Annotated in this window: 18 protein-coding genes; 6 read left to right on the top strand and 12 right to left on the bottom strand. The window is 31.7% G+C overall.

What is annotated here, in order from left to right:
- Nucleotides 1-99 precede the first annotated feature (99 nt).
- The 7 genes from HMPREF2576_RS08145 to ezrA form a co-directional block, all read right to left on the bottom strand.
- A complete protein-coding gene (locus HMPREF2576_RS08145) occupies nt 100-1,353 on the bottom strand; it encodes an acetate kinase (protein WP_001830869.1) in 1,254 nt (417 codons plus the stop codon).
- Between the two features lie 88 nt (nt 1,354-1,441).
- Nucleotides 1,442-2,389, bottom strand: coding sequence for a class I SAM-dependent methyltransferase (locus tag HMPREF2576_RS08140; protein WP_070856183.1), 948 nt, complete (start codon nt 2,387-2,389; stop codon nt 1,442-1,444).
- A gap of 128 nt (nt 2,390-2,517) precedes the next feature.
- On the bottom strand, nt 2,518-3,012 hold the full coding sequence (gene tpx / locus HMPREF2576_RS08135) for a thiol peroxidase (RefSeq protein ID WP_001832701.1): 495 nt from the start codon (nt 3,010-3,012) through the stop codon (nt 2,518-2,520).
- A gap of 241 nt (nt 3,013-3,253) precedes the next feature.
- Entirely contained in the window at nt 3,254-4,018 is a 765-nt protein-coding gene (locus HMPREF2576_RS08130) for a sulfite exporter TauE/SafE family protein (RefSeq protein ID WP_001830743.1), read from the bottom strand.
- A gap of 39 nt (nt 4,019-4,057) precedes the next feature.
- Nucleotides 4,058-5,281, bottom strand: a complete 1,224-nt coding sequence (thiI, locus tag HMPREF2576_RS08125; protein ID WP_001830758.1) for a tRNA uracil 4-sulfurtransferase ThiI — start codon at nt 5,279-5,281, stop codon at nt 4,058-4,060.
- Nucleotides 5,281-6,420, bottom strand: coding sequence for a cysteine desulfurase family protein (locus HMPREF2576_RS08120; RefSeq protein ID WP_001830860.1), 1,140 nt, complete (start codon nt 6,418-6,420; stop codon nt 5,281-5,283). The genes thiI and HMPREF2576_RS08120 overlap by 1 nt, the downstream gene beginning before the upstream one ends.
- A gap of 329 nt (nt 6,421-6,749) precedes the next feature.
- Nucleotides 6,750-8,444 (bottom strand): septation ring formation regulator EzrA, encoded by a 1,695-nt coding sequence (gene ezrA, locus HMPREF2576_RS08115; RefSeq protein ID WP_001830796.1) that lies wholly within the window; start codon nt 8,442-8,444, stop codon nt 6,750-6,752.
- Between the two features lie 134 nt (nt 8,445-8,578).
- On the opposite strand from ezrA, the gene HMPREF2576_RS08110 reads away from it, so the two are divergent.
- Entirely contained in the window at nt 8,579-9,049 is a 471-nt protein-coding gene (locus HMPREF2576_RS08110; protein WP_001830812.1) for a GAF domain-containing protein, read from the top strand.
- 220 nt (nt 9,050-9,269) lie between these two features.
- Nucleotides 9,270-9,872, top strand: coding sequence for a 30S ribosomal protein S4 (gene rpsD, locus HMPREF2576_RS08105; protein ID WP_001830798.1), 603 nt, complete (start codon nt 9,270-9,272; stop codon nt 9,870-9,872).
- A 269-nt stretch (nt 9,873-10,141) separates the two neighbouring features.
- Here the strand turns inward: rpsD and HMPREF2576_RS08100 are convergent, their stop codons facing one another.
- The gene (locus HMPREF2576_RS08100) at nt 10,142-10,888 is read right to left on the bottom strand and encodes a glycerophosphodiester phosphodiesterase (protein WP_001832720.1); all 747 of its coding nucleotides are present in this window, start codon (nt 10,886-10,888) and stop codon (nt 10,142-10,144) included.
- A 77-nt stretch (nt 10,889-10,965) separates the two neighbouring features.
- On the opposite strand from HMPREF2576_RS08100, the gene HMPREF2576_RS08095 reads away from it, so the two are divergent.
- The 3 genes from HMPREF2576_RS08095 to serA all read left to right on the top strand — a co-directional run bounded on the left by HMPREF2576_RS08095 (nt 10,966) and on the right by serA (nt 14,281).
- A complete protein-coding gene (locus HMPREF2576_RS08095; protein WP_070856185.1) occupies nt 10,966-11,406 on the top strand; it encodes an SACOL1771 family peroxiredoxin in 441 nt (146 codons plus the stop codon).
- A 126-nt stretch (nt 11,407-11,532) separates the two neighbouring features.
- Nucleotides 11,533-12,696, top strand: a complete 1,164-nt coding sequence (locus HMPREF2576_RS08090) for a pyridoxal-phosphate-dependent aminotransferase family protein (protein ID WP_070856187.1) — start codon at nt 11,533-11,535, stop codon at nt 12,694-12,696.
- Nucleotides 12,686-14,281, top strand: coding sequence for a phosphoglycerate dehydrogenase (gene serA / locus HMPREF2576_RS08085; RefSeq protein WP_001830903.1), 1,596 nt, complete (start codon nt 12,686-12,688; stop codon nt 14,279-14,281). Before HMPREF2576_RS08090 ends, serA begins: the two co-directional genes overlap by 11 nt.
- Nucleotides 14,282-14,360: 79 nt before the next feature.
- On the opposite strand, the gene HMPREF2576_RS08080 is transcribed toward serA, so the two are convergent.
- The 3 genes from HMPREF2576_RS08080 to HMPREF2576_RS08070 all read right to left on the bottom strand — a co-directional run bounded on the left by HMPREF2576_RS08080 (nt 14,361) and on the right by HMPREF2576_RS08070 (nt 17,886).
- The gene (locus HMPREF2576_RS08080; RefSeq protein ID WP_001830750.1) at nt 14,361-15,485 is read right to left on the bottom strand and encodes an HAD family hydrolase; all 1,125 of its coding nucleotides are present in this window, start codon (nt 15,483-15,485) and stop codon (nt 14,361-14,363) included.
- A gap of 95 nt (nt 15,486-15,580) precedes the next feature.
- A complete protein-coding gene (gene nagE / locus HMPREF2576_RS08075; protein ID WP_002456458.1) occupies nt 15,581-17,053 on the bottom strand; it encodes an N-acetylglucosamine-specific PTS transporter subunit IIBC in 1,473 nt (490 codons plus the stop codon).
- A gap of 209 nt (nt 17,054-17,262) precedes the next feature.
- Nucleotides 17,263-17,886, bottom strand: coding sequence for a lysophospholipid acyltransferase family protein (locus HMPREF2576_RS08070; RefSeq protein WP_001830872.1), 624 nt, complete (start codon nt 17,884-17,886; stop codon nt 17,263-17,265).
- 279 nt (nt 17,887-18,165) lie between these two features.
- Between HMPREF2576_RS08070 and HMPREF2576_RS08065 the strand changes: the two genes are divergently transcribed.
- Complete coding sequence (locus HMPREF2576_RS08065) at nt 18,166-19,404, top strand: S1C family serine protease (RefSeq protein WP_001830793.1); 1,239 nt, start codon at nt 18,166-18,168, stop codon at nt 19,402-19,404.
- Between the two features lie 190 nt (nt 19,405-19,594).
- On the opposite strand, the gene tyrS is transcribed toward HMPREF2576_RS08065, so the two are convergent.
- Nucleotides 19,595-20,860, bottom strand: a complete 1,266-nt coding sequence (gene tyrS / locus HMPREF2576_RS08060) for a tyrosine--tRNA ligase (RefSeq protein ID WP_001830858.1) — start codon at nt 20,858-20,860, stop codon at nt 19,595-19,597.
- Nucleotides 20,861-21,017: the final 157 nt, after the last annotated feature.

Genomic DNA, 21,017 nt, shown 5'->3' with positions numbered 1-21,017 from the left:
ATTTCTTCATAGCTAATCTTAGTATGTTTTATATGTACTAAAATTATTAAACACAGATAGAAAAGATGCTATTTAAATTCATTATTTCTATTTTTAAAATTAATTCACTTCGATACTTTCGTTGGTATCAAATTCTTCTTTTTTGGGTGTATTATCATTAAGTTTACCATATTTAATCACATCACGAGATATCATTACTTCTTCATCAGTAGGTACAACAAGTACTTTTACAGGTGAATGTGGATAGTTAATATAACCTTCTTCACCATGTAAACTTTCATTCTTCTTAGGATCCCAATAAACACCCATAAACTCAAGTCCTTCTAAAACTTTACCACGAATAATATGTGAATTTTCACCTATTCCTGCAGTAAATACAATAACATCTACACCATGCATTCTAGCTGCATAAGAGCCAATATATTTGTGAATTTTTGAAGCAAATAAATCCAGAGCAACACGGGAACGTTGACGTCCATGTTTAGCTTCTTCAGTTAAATCACGCAAATCACTTGATGTCCCAGTAAGACCTAATAATCCTGATTCTTTATTAAGTATTTCTAAAACTTCATCAGCTGTTTTACCCGTTTTTTCCATAATGAATGGTATTAATGCTGGATCAAGATTCCCCGAACGAGTCCCCATCGTTACACCAGCAAGTGGTGTGAATCCCATAGATGTATCAATAGATTCTCCACCATCTATAGCTGCAATAGATGCACCGTTACCGATGTGACAAGAAATAATTCTTAAATCTTCAATTGGTCTACCAACAATTTGAGCAGCTCTACGAGATACATATTTATGACTTGTACCGTGGAAACCATACTTACGTATGCCATAGTCTTCATAGTAATGATATGGCAAGCTATATAAATAAGCTTGTTCAGGCATAGTTTGATGGAAAGAAGTATCAAACACTGCAACGTGTGGGATTTCTGGTAATAACTTTCTAAAAGCTCTAATTCCCATTAAATTAGCTGGATTGTGTAAAGGTGCTAATTCACTTAATTCTTCAATTTGAGATTCTACTTCATCAGTAACAACAACTGATTTAGGGAAAGTTTCACCACCGTGTACAACACGATGACCTGTTCCTTGAATATCAGTGATGTCTTTAATCATTTCATGTTCTTTAAAACTATCTAACATTATATTAACGGCTTCTTCATGATTATGGATATCTCTGATATCAGTAAGCTTCTCGCCATTAACATGAATGGTGAAGATAGAATCGCTTAAACCAATACGTTCTATCACACCTTTAGTTACTAGTTTTTCTTCAGGCATCTTAATTAGCTGGAACTTTAAAGATGAGCTACCAGCATTTACCGCCAAAATTAATTTTGACATAAGACATTGTCCTCCATCATTTGTTTAGTTATATTTTTCACATAATCATTTTATCATTAACACAGTTTGAATACTATATTGTTACAGACTATTTTTTTGTATGATTTGTGACTATCCACTGATTCAATTCAGAAATGAAACCTTGAAATTGTTGAGGATTTTTAAAATCAGGGATATTGGCTAATAAGACTTCAACTGGTCGAGTTTCGCCTGATTTTTTCTTTTGTAAAATCAATATAGATTTACGTGCTTTTTCATTTTTAAATAATGTTTTAGGTAAATTTAAAAATGCTTGCATCTCAGTCTCTGTAGCAATGAAATTTTCCAACTGTTTCACTTTATCATCTTCAAAGAGATGACTAGGAACAACTAAAAATGCATAACCTGCCCCTTTTAGCGCATTAATAGATTGTTCTATTAACAGATGATGGGAATAACTGTGTCCCTCTTCAAAGCCTAACTTCATTTCTCTACTACGTTCATCTAAAGGATAGTATCCTATTGGGAAATCTCCAATCACGACATCAGCCTCTTCCAATGGTAATGGCATAATCGCATCTTGAGGATAAACGTCAAACGGTATCTCTAAAAAATTAGCCAAATGCACACTTACACGTGATAGCACTGGATCTACCTCTATCAGATGATGCATAATTATTTTATCAGAAAGTACTTCTTTCACAGCTGCACTTAGATGACCTGCCCCACTTGCAATATCTACAATGTGCATTTCCTTTTTATGTTCTAAAAAGCGTTGAACAAGAAAACCGAGAATGAGTCCTATAGAGTCAGGCGTGATCTGATGATTAGCTTGAATATTTTCTTCTTGTAATAAACTTAAATATGCAAATTGAAAAGCTTTCCTTCTATCTTGAAGCGTTGCTTGTTCTAAAAGTTCTCTTTGGTTTGTATAAATATCTTCCATAGCTAACCCTAAATTTTCGATAAAACTCTGTCCATTTTCTTTGTTTAACGTTTTAGCTTTATCATCTAATTTATGAAATAGACGTTCCATAATAGTATTTTCTTCAGACATAAAATATCCCTTTCTATTTAAAAAAGTGTCCATCCGTGATTGATAGTATGAATTAACTCTAAATAATTAATTTACTACTCGAACAAGTATGGACACTAATACTTTTTACTGTCAATAGTTCAAAATGACTAAATATTTCTGTAAGCTTTTAATGCAGCTTCAAAATCAGGGTAATTCGTACCTTCGCTGACAATTTCCTTATATACTACTTTATTGTTTTCGTTTAACACAAATACCGAACGTGCAAGTAAGCGTAATTCATCCATCACAAGTCCATAATTTCGACCAAAAGATAAATCTTTATGATCACTTAAAGTAATTACATTATCTAATCCGCTTGATGCACACCATCTTTTTTGGGCGAAAGGTAAATCTACTGATATCGTTAAAACTACACCATCTTCTGCTGAAGCTTCTTCATTAAACTTTCGAGTTTGACTATCACATACTCCTGTATCAATAGATGGTATAACACTAATTAATTTCTTTTTGTTTTTATAATCATCTAAAGTAATTTGATTCAAACTATTATCAAGCACTGTGAAATTTGGTGCGATATCACCTTCATTCACTTCAGAACCTGATAATTTAATGGGATTATTTTTAAATGTAATTTGAGTCATCGTAACGACCTCCTATCAACTTAGTTAATTATAATGATACGATAAAGAACGTATGGTTTTCAATTTTTTAGCCATTATCTATCAAAAAATGAAAACCTTTCCAAAAAAACATCGTTCTTTTGTAATATAGTAATAAAAGAGGCCAAACAAATTTGCAAACATTAACTCGACAAGATAAGCAATACACACTCACTTAAAGTTTGTCTACAATTTCATTTGAACCTCTTAATCTAACAATTATTTACTGCACAATAAAATCGTAGAGATTTTTTATAATTAATATTGCAGTAACCACTAAAAATAAAGCTTTTACATATCCTACCCCTTTTTTCAAAGCAAATTGAGCACCTAACAACGCACCTATCATCATGCTAGAAGCCATAATAATACCATAAAAATAATTGACCTGACCTAAAATCATGAAAAATAATAACGCACCACAATTTGATGCAAAATTTAAAACCTTTGCATTACCAGCTGCACTTAAAAAGTCAAAGCCAAATAATAAAAGTGTAAATAGCATAAAGGAGCCTGTACCACCACCTAAAAACCCATCATAAAATCCAATAACAATAAATATTAATGTAAATAATACTGCTTTTGTAAAAGTAAAATCGGTAAATGTTCTTATATTTCCCCAATCTTTTTGTATGACGGTATAAATAAGAACTAATGACAATGCTATAATGATTAGCGGTTTTAAAATATTTGCTGGTATGTATGTCGCAATGATAGCACCACCACCAGAAGCAACAAATATTAGTGGAAACATCTTTCCTACTATTTTCAAGTCAACTTTACCTGAACGTAAAAATTTTAATGCACTTGTTAACGTACTAAAAGAACTCGCAAATTTATTTGTACCTAAAGCAACAGATGGTGGCAAACCAACTGCAAGTAATGCGGGGGTTGAAATTAGTCCACCCCCACCAACTACAGAATCGACGAATGAAGCGATAAAACCAAAGGCAACAATCATCAACATAATCGATAAATTCCAATCCATATTAAGCCTAACCCCTTTGTTTTTATTACATTACGAATTTTAGAATAAATCTTTAATCAATGAATCTGTAGATTGTTCTTTCGCACTTTTATAATTTTGATCTATTGTTAATGTTTCAATATTTTCAACTGCATTTTCTATCATTTCATCAAAATTAAATACACTTTCATATTTTATTACTTTGTCAAAGTCCGGTTCAGTTACAGGATTTTTCGGAGTAAATATTGTACAACAATCTTCATAGGGTTGAATAGATGTTTCAAATGTACCAAGTTCTTTCGCTTTCTTAATAATGTCTTCTTTATCTAACGTTAATAGAGGTCTTAAAACAGGTGTAGCTGTAACATGATTAATAGCGTACATACTCTTTAGCGTCTGACTTGCTACTTGACCAAGATTCTCTCCATTTACGATAGCATTAGCATTTATTTGATGTACAACTTTATCAGATATACGCATCATCATTCTTCTTGTAGAAGTCATCGTATAACGAGGATGTACAACTTTATTAATTTGCTTTTGTATTTCTGTAAATGGCACGAGATGCAATTTGATAGGACCAACACGTTCCGCTAGAATTCTTGTTAATTCGATAACTTTATCTTTAGCTTTTTCGCTCGTAAACGGTGGACTATGAAAATGTATTGCTTCAACAGTTACACCACGTTTCATTACTTCTATTCCCGCTACAGGAGAATCAATACCACCACTTAACATAAGTAATGTCTTACCACCTGTACCGACTGGCAGTCCACCTGCACCAGCGATTACTTTTTCATAAATATAAATAGCATCCATTCTTACTTCTATTTTAATTTCATAGTCAGGATTTTTAACATTCACTGTTATATTATTATTTTCTTTTAGTATTGCTCCACCGACTTGACGTTGCAATTCGTACGTATCCAATCGAAATGACTTGTCAACGCGTTTTACATCAACCTTAAAAGTTGAACCTTTTTCAAAGTCATGAGATAACTGTATTGCTGATTGATTAATTTTCTCTTCGTTTTTATCAATTTTTATAACTGGACTAATTGATTTTATACCATAAACTTTAGATAAGCGTTGAATGATTTCATTTATGTCTGCTTCAGGGGATAATTCTATGTACATTCTATCCCTCTTTCCTTTGACATGATAACCACTTAATGGAATAAGCGCGCGTTTCACATTATCTTTAAGTTGATTAACAAACATTTTTCTATTCGTACCTTTAAGCGTAAGCTCTCCATATCTAACTAATAAATGATCATATTGCATTACTTTAACAGCTCCTTAATTTCCTTATATACAGATTCAAATGCATTCATAAAACTTAATATATCGTTTTCAGTCGTATGTGCCCCTAAAGAAATTCTTATACTACCTTCTATTTTTGACTCTGCAATTTCCATTGCAAGTAAAACCTCATTCAATTTATTCATCTTAGAAGAACAAGCGCTTGTAGTTGAAACCATTACGTTTTGTTTGGAAAAAGCATTAACAAGTACCTCACCCTTAACACCTGGAAATCCTATATTTATAATATGAGGTGATGCATTTTGAGGAGAGTTGATAAATACATTTTTGTATTCTGCTAAAAATGAAAGTAATTTATTTTTATAATTGCTTAAACGTAAATTAAGCTCTTTTGTTTGATCAACTGCATTCTTTATAGCTCTAACCATAGAGATAGCCATTGGTAGATTAATTGTACCACTTCGTAGCCCATATTCTTGCCCACCACCATGTACTATAGGTTCTATGTTTTGAATATTTTTTAAAAGTAGTAGTCCCTGACCTTTAAGTCCATTAAACTTATGACCACTTAAACTCAAACTATCAATATGATTAATTTGCATAGGCACTTTACCTAAAGCCTGGACTGCATCAACATGAAAGTGTGCACGTGGGTAATTTTTTACAATATTTGCTATTTCTTCAATAGGTTGAATTTGTCCCATAATATTATTGACATACATACATGTCACAAGTCCTACTTTATCTGTCATTAATGATTTTAAGTGTTCTGTGTCCAACTTACCTTCTTTTGTCACATCAACGTATTTTAATTTAAAACCTTTTTCCCTTTCCAAATACCTCATTACTTCCAAAACTGAAGGATGTTCTAAGACTGATGTGATAATCTCATTAGCAGTTTCTTTTTTCATATACGCAATACCTTTTAGCAGTATATTATTCGATTCAGTTGCGCCACTTGTAAAAATGATATCAAACTGATTATTTAAGTTTAATATACGATTGATTTCACTTTTTGCTTTTAATAATAATTGTTCAGCTTGAACCCCTGCATGATGAGGACTATTTGGATTGAAGTATAATGTTTGGTTCACTTTCACGAATGAATCAACAACATCTTGATCAGCTTTGGTAGTGGCTGCATTGTCTAAATAAATCACTGATAACACTTCTCCTTCAAATTTTAATTAAATCTTGTTTTAATAATGAATTGTTTCACTATAAATTAACAAATTAGGATACTCAAGCATTATACTATTTTCTCACAAAATTAAAAGAGTATGACAATGAATTTTAATTCACTACTAGTAGAGCAATAAAAAACCTGAGACATTCATTATTGTCTCAGGTAATTTTGATTCATGCACAGTCCATGACTGTAAAAAAATACATTTATACTAATCTTTGACTCTATTAATTATGATTAAAATAAGATAGTAAATCTCATGTAGATTTAACTCACATTTGTATAATATTTATACACAAATTACTATTCTTTAATCACTTGCTCTTCAATATGTTTGGTAATACCAGGTTCAACACTTTCTAATGCTTCTTCAGCTATCTCTATCGCACGTTTATATCGGTTATTTTTAAATAATCGTTCAGCTTCATTTAAGCTTTTATCAACATGATGATGGTCCTTACGGTATCTATTACCATATTGAATAAGCTTTTCTGCGTATACAGCATTTACAAGTACATCGTTAGCTTCATCTTCAAATGTATTCATTTGAATAACAATTTTTGCTACTTTATCCTTTAGTTGTTTAACATGAATTGGACGTTCTCTAAATTGTTCATTTACTTCTCTTACTTCATTATCAATTTCATTTTTCATGATAATAAAACGTTCTGGGACGCTAGTTAAATTAGAAGCTAATAAACGTCGATAAACTTCTTCTTTCTTAGATTGCACTCTCAATAAATTATCTTCTGCTTCAGCTTCATCTTCGCGTAATTGGATAAGATGATTTTGAAGTTTATCTTGTTCTTTGTTAATCACAGATACATGATCTTCAAGGTACTGTAAATTATCTTGTACTTCACTGTAACGTACCGCAGATTTAGAAGTTTCTTTTAAAATATCATCATAAACTGAGATGAGACTTTGAATTTCATTTTCAAATTGTCTTACACTTTGAGCATCTGATTCATTAATATAGTAGTTTTCACGAACATATTCAATTTCGGTTTGTAATGTATAGTTCATATCTTTGGCCTTAAATAAGTCATCAGTAATGATATCTTTCGTTTCTTCAACTTCATTTTTGGCTTTTACTTCATATTCAATAAGATCATACATTTCATCTAATTTATCATTAATATTTTCAAGTTTATTATTAGCTTCATCTAATTCTAATCGACTAATCATTGGTTCAACAAAACTTAATTCTGTCTTAAGACTTTGTATTGTACCATCGACTTTGACATGGTCTAAATCATAGCCTTCAACCTTTAAGTCTCTACATCCATATTTTAAATCTTGAAACTGTCCTGGTAATTCTTTTTGAGTTTCTCGAATTAATTCTGGAATTTCATCCATATAAGATTTTAAATTTTTAATTTGATCTTCTAAAGCAGCAATGTGATTATGAGCTTGAACATAATTACCTTCACTTTTTAAATTCTCATATTCATTTAACTTGGGCTCATAATTTTCGATTTCATTTTCAAGTGGTTCAGCTGCTTCACCAAATTGATGACGATTGGCTAATACATCACGTTTCATTTCACGATAGTCAACTTTACACTTTTCATACAATGCTTCATTTTCTTTATGTAAGTTTATAATGTCGTCCACTTGAGTTACTTGATGCTGATAATTCTCTTCGTATTGATCCATTAATTCGTGAGCATCATCAATTTCAGTTTGTGCTGCCGTGAATTTAAATTTCTCTAACAACTCTTCAGCATTTTGAATTTTTTCTTCCACTGGAGCTAAGTATTTATTTGTAGTTTCTGTGTTGTCTTTTTTCATTGCATCATACTTAGTCTTTGTTTCACCTTTTAAATTTAAACCAGTAAGTTTTCTTAGGTTATCATCTAAAGGTAATTGTTCAATTTCGTTCTTACGCTCTTCTGTTTTTTCAATTAAATTTCTTTTGTTTGAGCGCATATAAAACAATACGCCAATAGCAATTAAAATAACTACTAATATTGCTAATATGATAAATAACACCATATACTTCTCCTCCTATTTTATCATCTTACATTATAACGTAATTTTGTGCGTCGTTAAATCACAAAATCAATTAATTGATAGATTATTTTTAAAAGATTATACTAAATTAAAAATTGTAGTAACGAGGTATGACGATGACAAAGAATATTCCAACAAATTACAAACTGATATCAAAACAACTTGCTAGTTTAATCGAAGATGAAAAGAATTTAATTGCAATATTAAGCAATACTTCTGCCCTTCTTAACGATACAATTGATCAAATTAATTGGGTAGGTTTTTACCTTATTGAAAATAACGAACTTATTCTTGGGCCATTTCAAGGTCATCCTGCTTGTGTACATATTGCTATTGGTAAAGGGGTTTGTGGCACTGCCGTTTCATCTGGTGAAACACAACGTGTTAAAGACGTCCATCAATTCCCTGGCCACATAGCTTGTGACGCAAATAGTCAATCAGAAATTGTTATTCCATTACATCAAAACGGCAAGATTATCGGAGTATTAGATATTGACGCTCCTATAAAAAACAGATTTTCACAAGATGATCAAGAAGGACTTGAATCCATTGTAAAAACTTTAGAAAAACAACTCAATCAAATTTAAAAAAATCTTGACACTTTCTTTTAAAATGATAGAATAATCTTTGTGTGAATTAACGAAAATAGCAGTTATATATTATCTAGCTCTATGTTGTTCCCAATGTGGACGTGTCGCGTAACTGTCGCTATAAGGTGAAGACACATAAAACAATATATCTCGATAAGCATGTAACACTCTTTTTTGTTTTTTCATAACAACAAAAAAGAAAAAGGAGGAGTCTCACATGGCTCGATTCAGAGGTTCAAACTGGAAAAAATCTCGTCGTTTAGGTATCTCATTAAGCGGTACTGGTAAAGAATTAGAAAAACGACCATATGCACCAGGACAACACGGTCCTAACCAACGTAAAAAATTATCAGAATATGGTTTACAATTACGTGAAAAACAAAAATTACGTTACTTATATGGAATGACTGAAAGACAATTCCGTAACACATTTGATATTGCTGGTAAGCAATATGGTGTACACGGTGAAAACTTCATGATTTTACTTGCTAGTCGTTTAGATGCAGTTGTTTATTCATTAGGTTTAGCTCGTACACGTCGTCAAGCACGTCAATTAGTAAACCACGGTCACATTGAAGTGGATGGTGGACGCGTAGACATCCCATCTTACTCATTAAAACCTGGTCAAGTGATTACAGTTCGTGAAAAATCACAAAACTTAGATATTATTAAAGAATCTGTTGAAATTAACAATTTCGTACCAGAATATTTAGACTTCGATGCTGACAACTTAAAAGGTACTTTCGTTCGATTCCCTGAACGTAGCGAGTTACCAGCTGAAATCAATGAACAATTAATCGTTGAGTACTACTCAAGATAATCGACTTCTATTTTTACACCCAATTCCAATCTTGGATTTGGGTGTTTTATTTTATGTAAAAATTTCTATCTCATTTTGGTTTTTAAGTATTTAAATGTATGATGCATTTTGTTTAATAAAAACTGGGATATTAAATAATATTCCAGTTTTTATTAACAATAATCAATACTCAACTTAATTGAAAATACGCTCTTATTTATTACTTTTTGAAGTAACTGATGATTGTACGTATTGAACTTCGCGTTCTATACCTACATTTCCTCTCATTCTTATAGCTCAAATAAATCTTCAGGTACATCGGAAATAATACCGTCAACACCAATATCTATTAATTTTTGTGATTCTTTTAATTTATTTACAGTATAAGGTAATACTTTTAACTCTTCCTCATGAGCAAGTTGCATAAATTTCTTCGAAACAATTTGATAATTAGGATTAGCATAATCAGCAACTTTGGCAATTTTTTTGAAATTTGGTAACTTGTGCCAATATTTTTTCTTACTAATTAATAAACCTAATTCATAATCTAAATTCATTGCTGACAATTTTTTTACACAATCAAAATCGAATGATTGTAAAATCACTTTAGATTTAGATATTTGTCTTTCCTTCAATTTATCAACAATCATATTTTCAATATTTGGATACTGACTAGGCTTTTTTATTTCTATTAATAATTTTTGTGAAAAGTTATCTGCTAAATCTAACACTTCATCAAAAGTCGGTATACTCTCCCCTTTAAATTTCTCTCCTTTATAGAAACCAAAATCTAACGCTTTTAATTCTTTTAAAGTAAAATCAGAAACCTTACCTTTACCATTTGACGTACGATCGATAGTATCATCATGTATAACGACAAGTTCTTTATCTTTTGTGTAATGTACATCAATTTCCAACATATCTATATGTAACATGAGCGCATGTCGATAAGCGATAATAGTATTTTCAGGATAATCTTCAGGTAATCCTCTATGCGCTACGATTTGGAAATGTTGATTTGGACGTCGAAATTTCATCAAAGTCACCTTTCTTTTAAACTTATTTAATTTGCCCTAAACTTAAATTACCATAATTAAATTGGAGGTCAATTCATATGGTTAGACATGATTTTAAAGTTAAAACTGAATGGCTAGGTGGACGCGAAGAAGTAGGTAAACTTCGAGGAGATATTATCAATGAAAATATATCCATCCCCTCTTCACTCGGTGGCCAAGGAGAAGGCACAAATCCAGATGAATTACTAGTAAGTGCAGCATCATCTTGTTACATCATTTCACTCGCTGCAACACTAGAAAAGAGTGGTTTTACTAATGTAAAAATTAATCAACAGTCAATAGGTACAGCCTCGTTTAAAAATAAAAAATTTAAAATGGAACGTATTACACATTATCCCTCAATTAAAGTACCCTCTTCTCAAACAGAAAAGCTTAAAAGTATTTTAGATAAATTATTAGTGATTGCAGATAATAATTGTATGATATCTAATGCAATACGGAATAATGTCATTATTTCAATTGAACCTAATTTAATATAAATCATATAGCTATCACAAATTTTAAACATGTAAACGTTTTAATTATGTGATAGCTATATAATAAGGGTTTTAAATATTCAGAATTTTTGCTAAAATAAATAAATCTTATTATGGGAGGAATGTACAATGCAGTATTACCAACCTTTATTATTAACACCTGGACCAACTCCTGTACCGGAACAAATCTTGAGTGCCGTACAATTACCAATGGTAGGTCATCGTTCTACTGACTTTGAGGAAATTGCTAGTGAAGCATTTAAAGGTTTAAAGCCAGTATTTGGTAGCAAAAACGAAGTACTTATTCTTACATCTAGTGGCACTAGCGTATTAGAAGCAAGTATGCTTAACATCGCGAATCCTGACGATCATATTGTGATAATTGTTTCTGGTGCATTTGGAAATCGCTTTAAACAAATCGCACAAACTTATTATAATCATGTACATGTATATGATGTTAACTGGGGTGAAGCTGTAATAGTTGATGACTTTATCACTTATTTAAAGCAATTAAACGTTCCAGTCACTGCAGTATTCACTCAAATTTGTGAAACATCTACTGGTGTCATACATCCAGTTCACCAATTAGGTCATGCACTTAAAGCTTTTGATAATTCCTTATATTTTATTGTTGATGGTGTAAGCTGTATCGGTGCAGTGGATGTTGATTTAACAAAAGATAAAATCGATGTATTAGTTTCGGGAAGTCAAAAAGCTATCATGCTACCACCAGGTCTAGCATTTGTTGCTTATAGCGATAGAGCAAAAAAACGATTTGCTGATGTAAAAACACCGAGATTCTATTTAGATTTAAATAAATACATAAAATCACAAGAGCAAAATTCAACGCCCTTCACCCCTAATGTTGGTCTATTTAGAGGAATAAATGCTTATGTAGAACTTGTAAAAAAAGAAGGATTAAATCACGTTATTTCACGCCATTTTAAAATACGTAATGCCTTAAGAGCAGCACTAAAGGCACTTGAATTAGAATTATTAGTAAAAGATGATGCTCATGCCTCACCTACTGTGACCTCATTTGTTCCAAAAAATCAAGAAGAACTTAATATCATTAAAAATCAACTTAAATCTCAATTCAATATAACTATTGCTGGGGGACAAGGACACTTAAAAGGACAAATTTTGAGAATTGGTCACATGGGGAAAATATCTCCTTTTGATATTTTAGCAGTCGTGTCTGCATTGGAAATTATTTTAACTTCTAATAGAAATGTCAATTATATTGGAACAGGGATAACTCAATTTATGGAGGTTATTAGACATGAGTCATAAGATATTAGTATCAGACCCAATTTCTGAGGATGGTTTACAAAGTATTTTAAAACATCCAGAATTTGACGTAGATATACAAACAGATTTATCTGAAAATGATTTAGTAAATATGATTTCAACTTATGATGCTCTTATCGTACGAAGTCAAACCCAAGTAACAGAGCGAATTATTAATGCTGCAACAAATTTGAAGGTCATTGCAAGAGCTGGTGTAGGTGTGGATAATATTAATATAGAAGCAGCGACTTTAAAAGGTATTTTAGTAATTAATGCTCCTGATGGTAATACAATTTCTGCTACAGAACATTCAGTAGCTATGTTGCTTGCAATGGCACGAAATATTCCTCAAGCACACCAATCTTTACGTAACAAAGAATGGAATCGTAAAGCATTTAGAGGGGTTGAACTTTATGGCAAAACCTTAGGTGTTATCGGTGCTGGTAGGATTGGTTTGGGCGTCGCTAAACGTGCGCAGAGTTTCGGTATGAAAATTTTAGCGTTCGATCCTTATTTAACAGAAGATAAAGCGAAGTCATTAGATATTCAAATTGCAACTGTTGATGAAATTGCCGAAAAATCCGACTTTGTAACAGTTCACACACCATTAACACCTAAAACTCGAGGAATTGTTGGTTCATCTTTCTTTAACAAAGCTAAACAAAACTTACAAATCATAAATGTTGCCAGAGGGGGTATTATAGATGAAACTGCACTTATTGAAGCATTAGATAATAACTTAATAGATCGTGCAGCTATTGACGTATTTGAACATGAACCTCCTACTGATTCCCCTCTCATTCAACATGATAAAATTATTGTCACACCACATCTTGGCGCCTCTACTGTAGAAGCGCAAGAGAAGGTTGCAGTCTCTGTATCTGAAGAAATAATTGAAATTCTAACTAAAGGGAATGTTGAGCATGCTGTGAATGCTCCAAAAATGGATTTAAGCAAAGTTGATAAAACAACTCAAAGCTTTATAGGTTTAAGTACAACTATTGGTGAGTTTGCTATTCAGCTTCTCGATGGTGCTCCGAGTGAAATTAAAGTTAAATATGCTGGTGACTTAGCGCAAAATGACACTAGTTTAATTACAAGAACAATTATAACGAACATCTTGAAAGAAGATTTAGGTAATGAAGTCAATATTATTAATGCATTAGCAATACTTAACCAACAAGGTGTCACGTATAATATAGAAAAACAAAAGAAACATTCTGGCTTTAGTAGTTACATTGAGCTAGAACTAGTTAATGATCAAGATAAAATCAAAATTGGCGCAACGGTATTCGCAGGTTTTGGCCCAAGAATAGTACGTATTAATGATTACTCACTTGATTTTAAACCTAACCAATATCAATTAGTAACATGTCATAAAGATAAACCTGGTATAGTAGGACAAACAGGCAACCTATTGGGAAGTCACGGAATTAATATTGCGTCAATGACTTTAGGACGTAACGATGCTGGTGGAGATGCTTTAATGATTCTTTCTATTGATCAACAAGCAAGTGAGGAAGTTATAAAAATTTTAAATGAAACAAGCGGATTCAACAAAATTATTAGCACTAAGTTAACAATTTGATTAACTACTTTCGTCTTTTTATAAACCAACAAAAATACCTCAGATTGAAATTAATATACAATCTGAGGTCATTTTTTGTCTATAATAGAATTTTTCGAATCTTAGTTATATCCTCTACTACATGATCTGCTCCATTTGCAACTAATTCAGAGTGAGCAGCTTTACCTTTTAAACCAGTTAAAGTACCAATGAACGTAGCCCCTATCTTCTTCGCACTTAATAAATCAGCTAAAGAGTCGCCTACTATGTAAACCTCATCTTTATTTACGATATCTTCTTGCTTTGTCGCATATCGTTCATATTGGTCATTATAATTTCCATTTAACGTAGCGATGTAACTAAACGGGTTAGGTTTTCCTAAAGGTTGATATTGAGGAAATTGTTTCTCTGCTAGCAACACCTCACTTGCCGTTACGATATGTTCATCTTTAAAATAAGATTTTAATCCCAATGATTGAAATGGAATAATTGTTTCAGTTCGAGGTCTACCAGTTGCTATCGCAATTTGATATCCCGCTTCTATTAGATTTTGAAGTAATAATTGAATTTCTTCTATAGGTTTAAGAATGACCTCATCATAAATGAAACCTTTCTTAAAATCTTGAATATCTTTTTTATATTCAACTTGATTAAATAAAGCTTTTCCTAAATACCATTCTTGATATATATCTTTTGCTAATGTCCATAAAGCACTTTTCAATTTAAATAAACTAGTGTTGTTAAGTTCTAATTGATTTTTAGCGTAAACTTCCAAATCTTCGTAAATAGCATCTTTACCATTTCTAAACGAAGCTATCACATCGTAAGGTAAGCTATAATTTATCGTTTTATCAGTTAAATCCTTTGCTATTTCCTTTAAAGTCTCTTTGGTAAACAATAATTCATCAAGTAATTGATCTCGTAATGATGGTTTTAATTGTTTAGCTTTATCAATTAAATGAATACTAAATACAATAAATAGCATATCCCAATTTGAATTTAAACCAAGTGACTTTAGTTGATTTAATATTCGGTCATTATTAAATACGTTTCTACGTATTTTGTTTATATCATTTTCAGTTAAATTACCATCAAAATGAATATCTATGTCACAATTTAAAAAATCTGGACTCGATAAAAGTTCAGCTACAGTAATTGCTGAAACATCAAAACATCGTTCTTCACTTAAAAATACGCCATCTACATCAAATAATATAGCCTTCATGCCTTACCCCTTTCATTTCAGAAAATTCTGATATAACTATATTACATGGTTCAATAAAAAAGGGCAAACTCCTTACGAGCCACCCCTTTCACAAACTAATTCATTTGGTGATCCATTTCATTGGCAACTTGTTGTACGTGTGTTCCAATAATCACTTGGGTATAATGGTGTCCATTTTGAGTTATACCAATAGCTCCAGCATTTTTAATTTTCTGCTCATCTATAATCGAATTATCTTTAAGCTCCAATCTAAGCCTTGTTGCACAATGATTTAAACTAATAATGTTTTCTTTACCACCTAATCCGTCTAAAATACGTTTTGCGTTTTGATAATATTTACTTGTAGTGGTTTTGTTCTGTAATACTTCCATTTCAGAAGTATCATTTGATGTTGGATCGATAAGTTCATTATCTCCCCTACCTATAGTACTTAAATTAAAGACTTGTATGACAACTCTAAAGATAACGTAATAGATAATAAAAAAGACTACACCCTGCAATAATAACATCCAAGGTTGATTAGATATCGGATTAACCAATGAAAGCACATAATCTATAAGACCTGCACTAAATGAAAATCCTGCTGTCCAATGAAACATTGCTGCTATAAATAATGATAATCCAGTTAAAACAGCATGAATAACAAATAAAACTGGAGCTACAAACATGAATGCAAACTCTATGGGTTCAGTTACACCCACAAAGAATGCCGAAACTGAACTTGCTAAAAACCAAGCATAAACTTGTTTTTTTTGATTCGTCTTTGCAGTATGATACATCGCCAAAGCTGCTGCCGGTACACCAAACATCATAACAGGGAAAAATCCTGCTTGGTATCTGCCAGTAATTCCCTTAATGGCATTTTTACCACTTTGAAATTTACCTATGTCATTTATTCCAGCAGTATCAAACCAAAATACATTATTGAGCGCATGATGCAACCCAGTAGGTATTAACAATCTATTAAAAAAACCATATAATAATGCACCGAATGGACCCATACCAACAATCCACTTACCAAAAGTAACTATCCCATTATAAACTGGAGGCCAAATCAATAATAAAATAATCGCTAAAATTGTACAAAAGAATGCTGTCATGATTGGAACAAGTCGTTTCCCACTGAAGAATGATAAGGCCATAGGTAAATTCGTTTCACTAAATTTGTTATAACTATATGCAGCAATCAAACCTATAATAATCCCTACAAACACATTTCCATTATTCATTTGACTGAATGCTAAATCAATTTTAGATTCTTTAATTTGTAACAAAGTTGCTAATTTTTCTGGAGATAGTACTACTGTAACTATAAAAAATCCTAACGCTGCCGCTAATGCTACTGCGCCATCATTCTTCTTAGCCATACCGATAGCTACACCAATAGCAAATAATATACCTAATTGCTCTAATATAGTGGTCCCAACACTTGTGAAAAAGAGTGCAGCTTGAGGAAGTATATTTAAAGCATCTAAAACATGACCTATGCCTACAATAATTGCGGCTGCTGGCAGAACTGCTACAGGTAACATGAGAGACCTACCCAAATGTTGCAAAAGTTTATACATTTATATCATCCCTTATTTTTATTATCAAACGTTAAAACACTGTAATACAAAATCGTTTTCTATTCCATACATTAAAACAAAATTATTTGCTCTAGAAAAATAATTATCCACCTTAATGTAAACGCTTAATTATAATCTAAAAGAAAGAACGTCTATACAAATCATTTAATTGTACGACGTTCCTCAACAGTAATGATATCTATATCACTCTATTTCTTTAAACTATGTGAAATTTCATTAAGTTCTTTTTGTAATTGAGTTGTGCGTCTTTCGATTTCTTTGGTTAAGAAATCAACTTTCTCGTTCCGTTTCAAATCCTTTGGAATATCATCCATCTCAATTGGTTTACCAATTTTGATTAATGCTTGACCTGTAATCAAACCATGAATTTTTTTTGGACCCACATAAGCTGCTGGTAAGATAGGTGCTTTCCCAAGCATTGCTATAGTAGCTGCACCACGTTTTAATGGGGCTCCCTCTACTGAAGTACGATGACCAGTTGGGAAAATACCTATAGTTTTATGTTCTTTAAGTAAATTCACTGGTTTTTTTAATGTACTTGGGCCAGGATTTTCTCTATCAACTGGAAATGCATTTAGTGATTTCAAAAATTTGCCAGCCCACTGATTCTTAAATAATTCTTTTTTAGCCATATAATGGATTTGATTAGGTAGTAATGCCATTCCTAACATGATTACTTCGTTATAACTTTCATGCGTACAAGTTACAACATATTTACTATCTTTAGGAATATTTTCCTTACCAATAACATATAATGATTTAGACATTTTCACTAAAATAACATCTAAAATCTTACTTATAAAATTGTACATAATGTCACCTGCTTATTTTCTTTATCATAATGATTTTATCACTATCAAATTCATAGAACAATACAACACATGTTTTCTTTAGTCATTAGATAACTATAGCACTGAAATACATATCAATATAACAACAAAATTATTTGTATCAAGCAATGATTCTTCTATATCTTAAAGGCAACAATATCATTTATGATAATACTCCTAAAGTCGTATAGTTGATTGCTAGCAAATTTTATACAAACGATACATAATAGTAATACAGACTACAAATTATGGAGGTAACAAATGTCAGAACAAGAAAAGAATCAACACCACTATCGTAATTCTTCACAGAAGCGACACACTTTTCCATGGATTAAAACAATTATTGTTGCAATAATCGCTGGAATTATTGGAGCACTTCTCGTCTTAGGTATTGGTAAACTCCTAAATAAAAATGGTTTTAACAATGAAGGTGCTACTGTTCATCAAGTTTCAAATAGTCATGGTGGCAATCAGCTAGATGGTAAAAGTAATCAATACAAATCAGTACATGACATGATTAAAGACGTTTCTCCCGCAATTGTCGGCGTGATAAACATGCAAAAATCTACAAACCTTGATGATTTATTCAACGGTAAGGCATCTAAATCAAAAGAAGCGGGAATTGGTTCCGGTGTGATTTATCAAATAAGTGATGGTTCCGCATATATCGTTACAAATAATCACGTTGTTGATGGTGCTTCGGAAATTAAAGTTCAACTACATAATTCAAAACAAGTAGATGCCAAATTAATAGGTAAAGACGCCCTAACAGATATTGCTGTTCTAAAAATAAAAGATACAAAAGGAATAAAAGCAATTCAATTTGCTAATTCGTCAAAAGTTCAAACAGGAGATAGTGTTTTTGCAATGGGTAATCCTCTAGGATTAGAATTTGCAAATTCTGTTACATCAGGAATTATTTCAGCTAGCGAACGTACAATTGACGCCAATACTTCTGCTGGTAATACTAAAGTTAATGTTTTACAGACAGACGCTGCAATAAATCCCGGTAATTCGGGTGGTGCATTAGTGGATATTAACGGAAATCTCGTTGGTATCAATTCCATGAAAATTGCGGCAGCACAAGTAGAAGGTATAGGTTTTGCTATACCTAGTAATGAAGTTAGAGTGACCATCGAACAACTCGTTAAACATGGTAAAATCGAACGCCCTTCAATCGGTATAGGTCTTATAAATTTAAGTGATATTCCTGAAAACTATCGTAAAGAACTACATACTCATAAAGACAAAGGCGTTTATGTAGCTAAAGTAGACAGTGAAAATGCCATTAAAAAGGGTGATATTATTACTGGAATAGATGGTAAACAAATAAAAGATGATACAGATTTAAGAACTTATTTATACGAGAGCAAAAAACCAGGTGAAACGGTTACTCTAAAAGTTATCAGAGATGGTAAGACACAAGACATTAATGTAAAATTAAAAAAACAAGCATCTGCATCTGAATCATCTCAATCACAAAGTCAATTTGCTCAATAAAAAATTTTCATATTACGTTTATTGATTTTAATATATTATAGTTGATCGATTTTAAGTAAAAACTCTGAGTATACTTCATAGTAAGAGATACTCAGAGTTTTACTTTTATAGTTATTCCTTTTTAAATAAATCTTTTAATTTTTATAATATATAGAAAACATTGTGAAATGATTCAATCAAATTTTTTCATTTATGATTGGTAATTAACCATGAAATATTTTTTCTTTCCTCGTCGAATTATTGTAATTTCATCTTCAATAAGGTCTTTACTACTTAACTCATAATCGACTGATTGTTGACGTTCACCATTAATATATATTGCACCGTTGTTTACATCTTCACGTGCTTGGCGTTTAGATGAAGCAATACCTGTTTCAATAAGTGCTTCAACTATATTTGTCGTTTTTGTAGATAGCGTTACTTGAGGTACGTCTTTAAACCCTTCTTTAAGTTCTTTAGCAGATAATGATTTTAAATCTCCACTAAACAGTGCTTTTGAAATACGTATAGCGTCTTTTAAAGCTGCTTCACCATGAATAAATTTCGTAACATTTTCCGCTAGTGCTTTCTGTGCTTCACGTAAGTGAGGCGCTTCATTTTTTGATTGTTCTAATCGATTAATTTCTTCTTTTTCTAAAAAAGTAAAATATTTTAAGAATTTAATTACATCTTCGTCAGATTGATTAATCCAAAATTGATAAAATTCATATGGACTTGTCTTTTCAGGATCTAACCACACAGCTCCAGACTCTGATTTACCAAATTTCTTCCCATCTGATTTAGTTACTAATGGGATTGTTAGGCCATATGCCTCAGTTTGTCCATACATTCGTCGCATTAATTCAATACCACTTGTAATATTACCCCATTGATCAGATCCGCCTACTTGAATTTTACAATTTAACTCACGATTTAAATAGCCAAAATCAATAGCTTGTAAAATAGTATAAGTAAATTCTGTATAAGAGATACCATGTTCTAAACGTGTTTGAATAGAATCTTTTCCTAGCATATAGTTAACGCCAACATGTTTACCATAATCTCTAAGAAAACTAATCAACGAAATTTGACCAAGCCAATCTTTATTATTAACTAATTTTGCCCCTTTATCACTGCCAAATTCAAATAATCGATGCATTTGATTAGACAGGCCTTTGACGTTAGCTTCAACTTGTGATTCTGTTTGTAACACGCGCTCTTCAGACTTTCCAGAAGGATCTCCTATCATACCAGTACCTCCACCAATTAAGACGATAGGACGATGCCCATGTTCTTGGAAGCGTCTTAATGTTAAAAAAGGTAACAAGTGACCAATATGTAAACTATCAGCTGTAGGATCTGCGCCGCAATATAAAGTGACCTGTTCCTTATTTAATAATTCTTCGATACCCTCTTCATCTGTTTGTTGATAAATTAACCCTCTCCATTTTAAATCTTCTATTAAAGCATTAGCCATTGATAAAATCCTCCTAAATTATTTTATAAATTTAAAAAAGTTAAAGATATTTAATAAATATAGTGATATAAGTGATTTATTCAAACATATTAAAAAGCGCCCCTACAAAATGTAAGGGCGCTTGTGCACGGTACCACCATACTTAGATAGAGTTCGT

This window comes from Staphylococcus sp. HMSC063F05, from assembly GCF_001837075.1.
Lineage (GTDB): Bacteria > Bacillota > Bacilli > Staphylococcales > Staphylococcaceae > Staphylococcus > Staphylococcus epidermidis.
The sequence above is the reverse complement of the archived record's forward strand: the minus strand, read 5'-3'. Positions and strand labels throughout refer to the sequence as shown.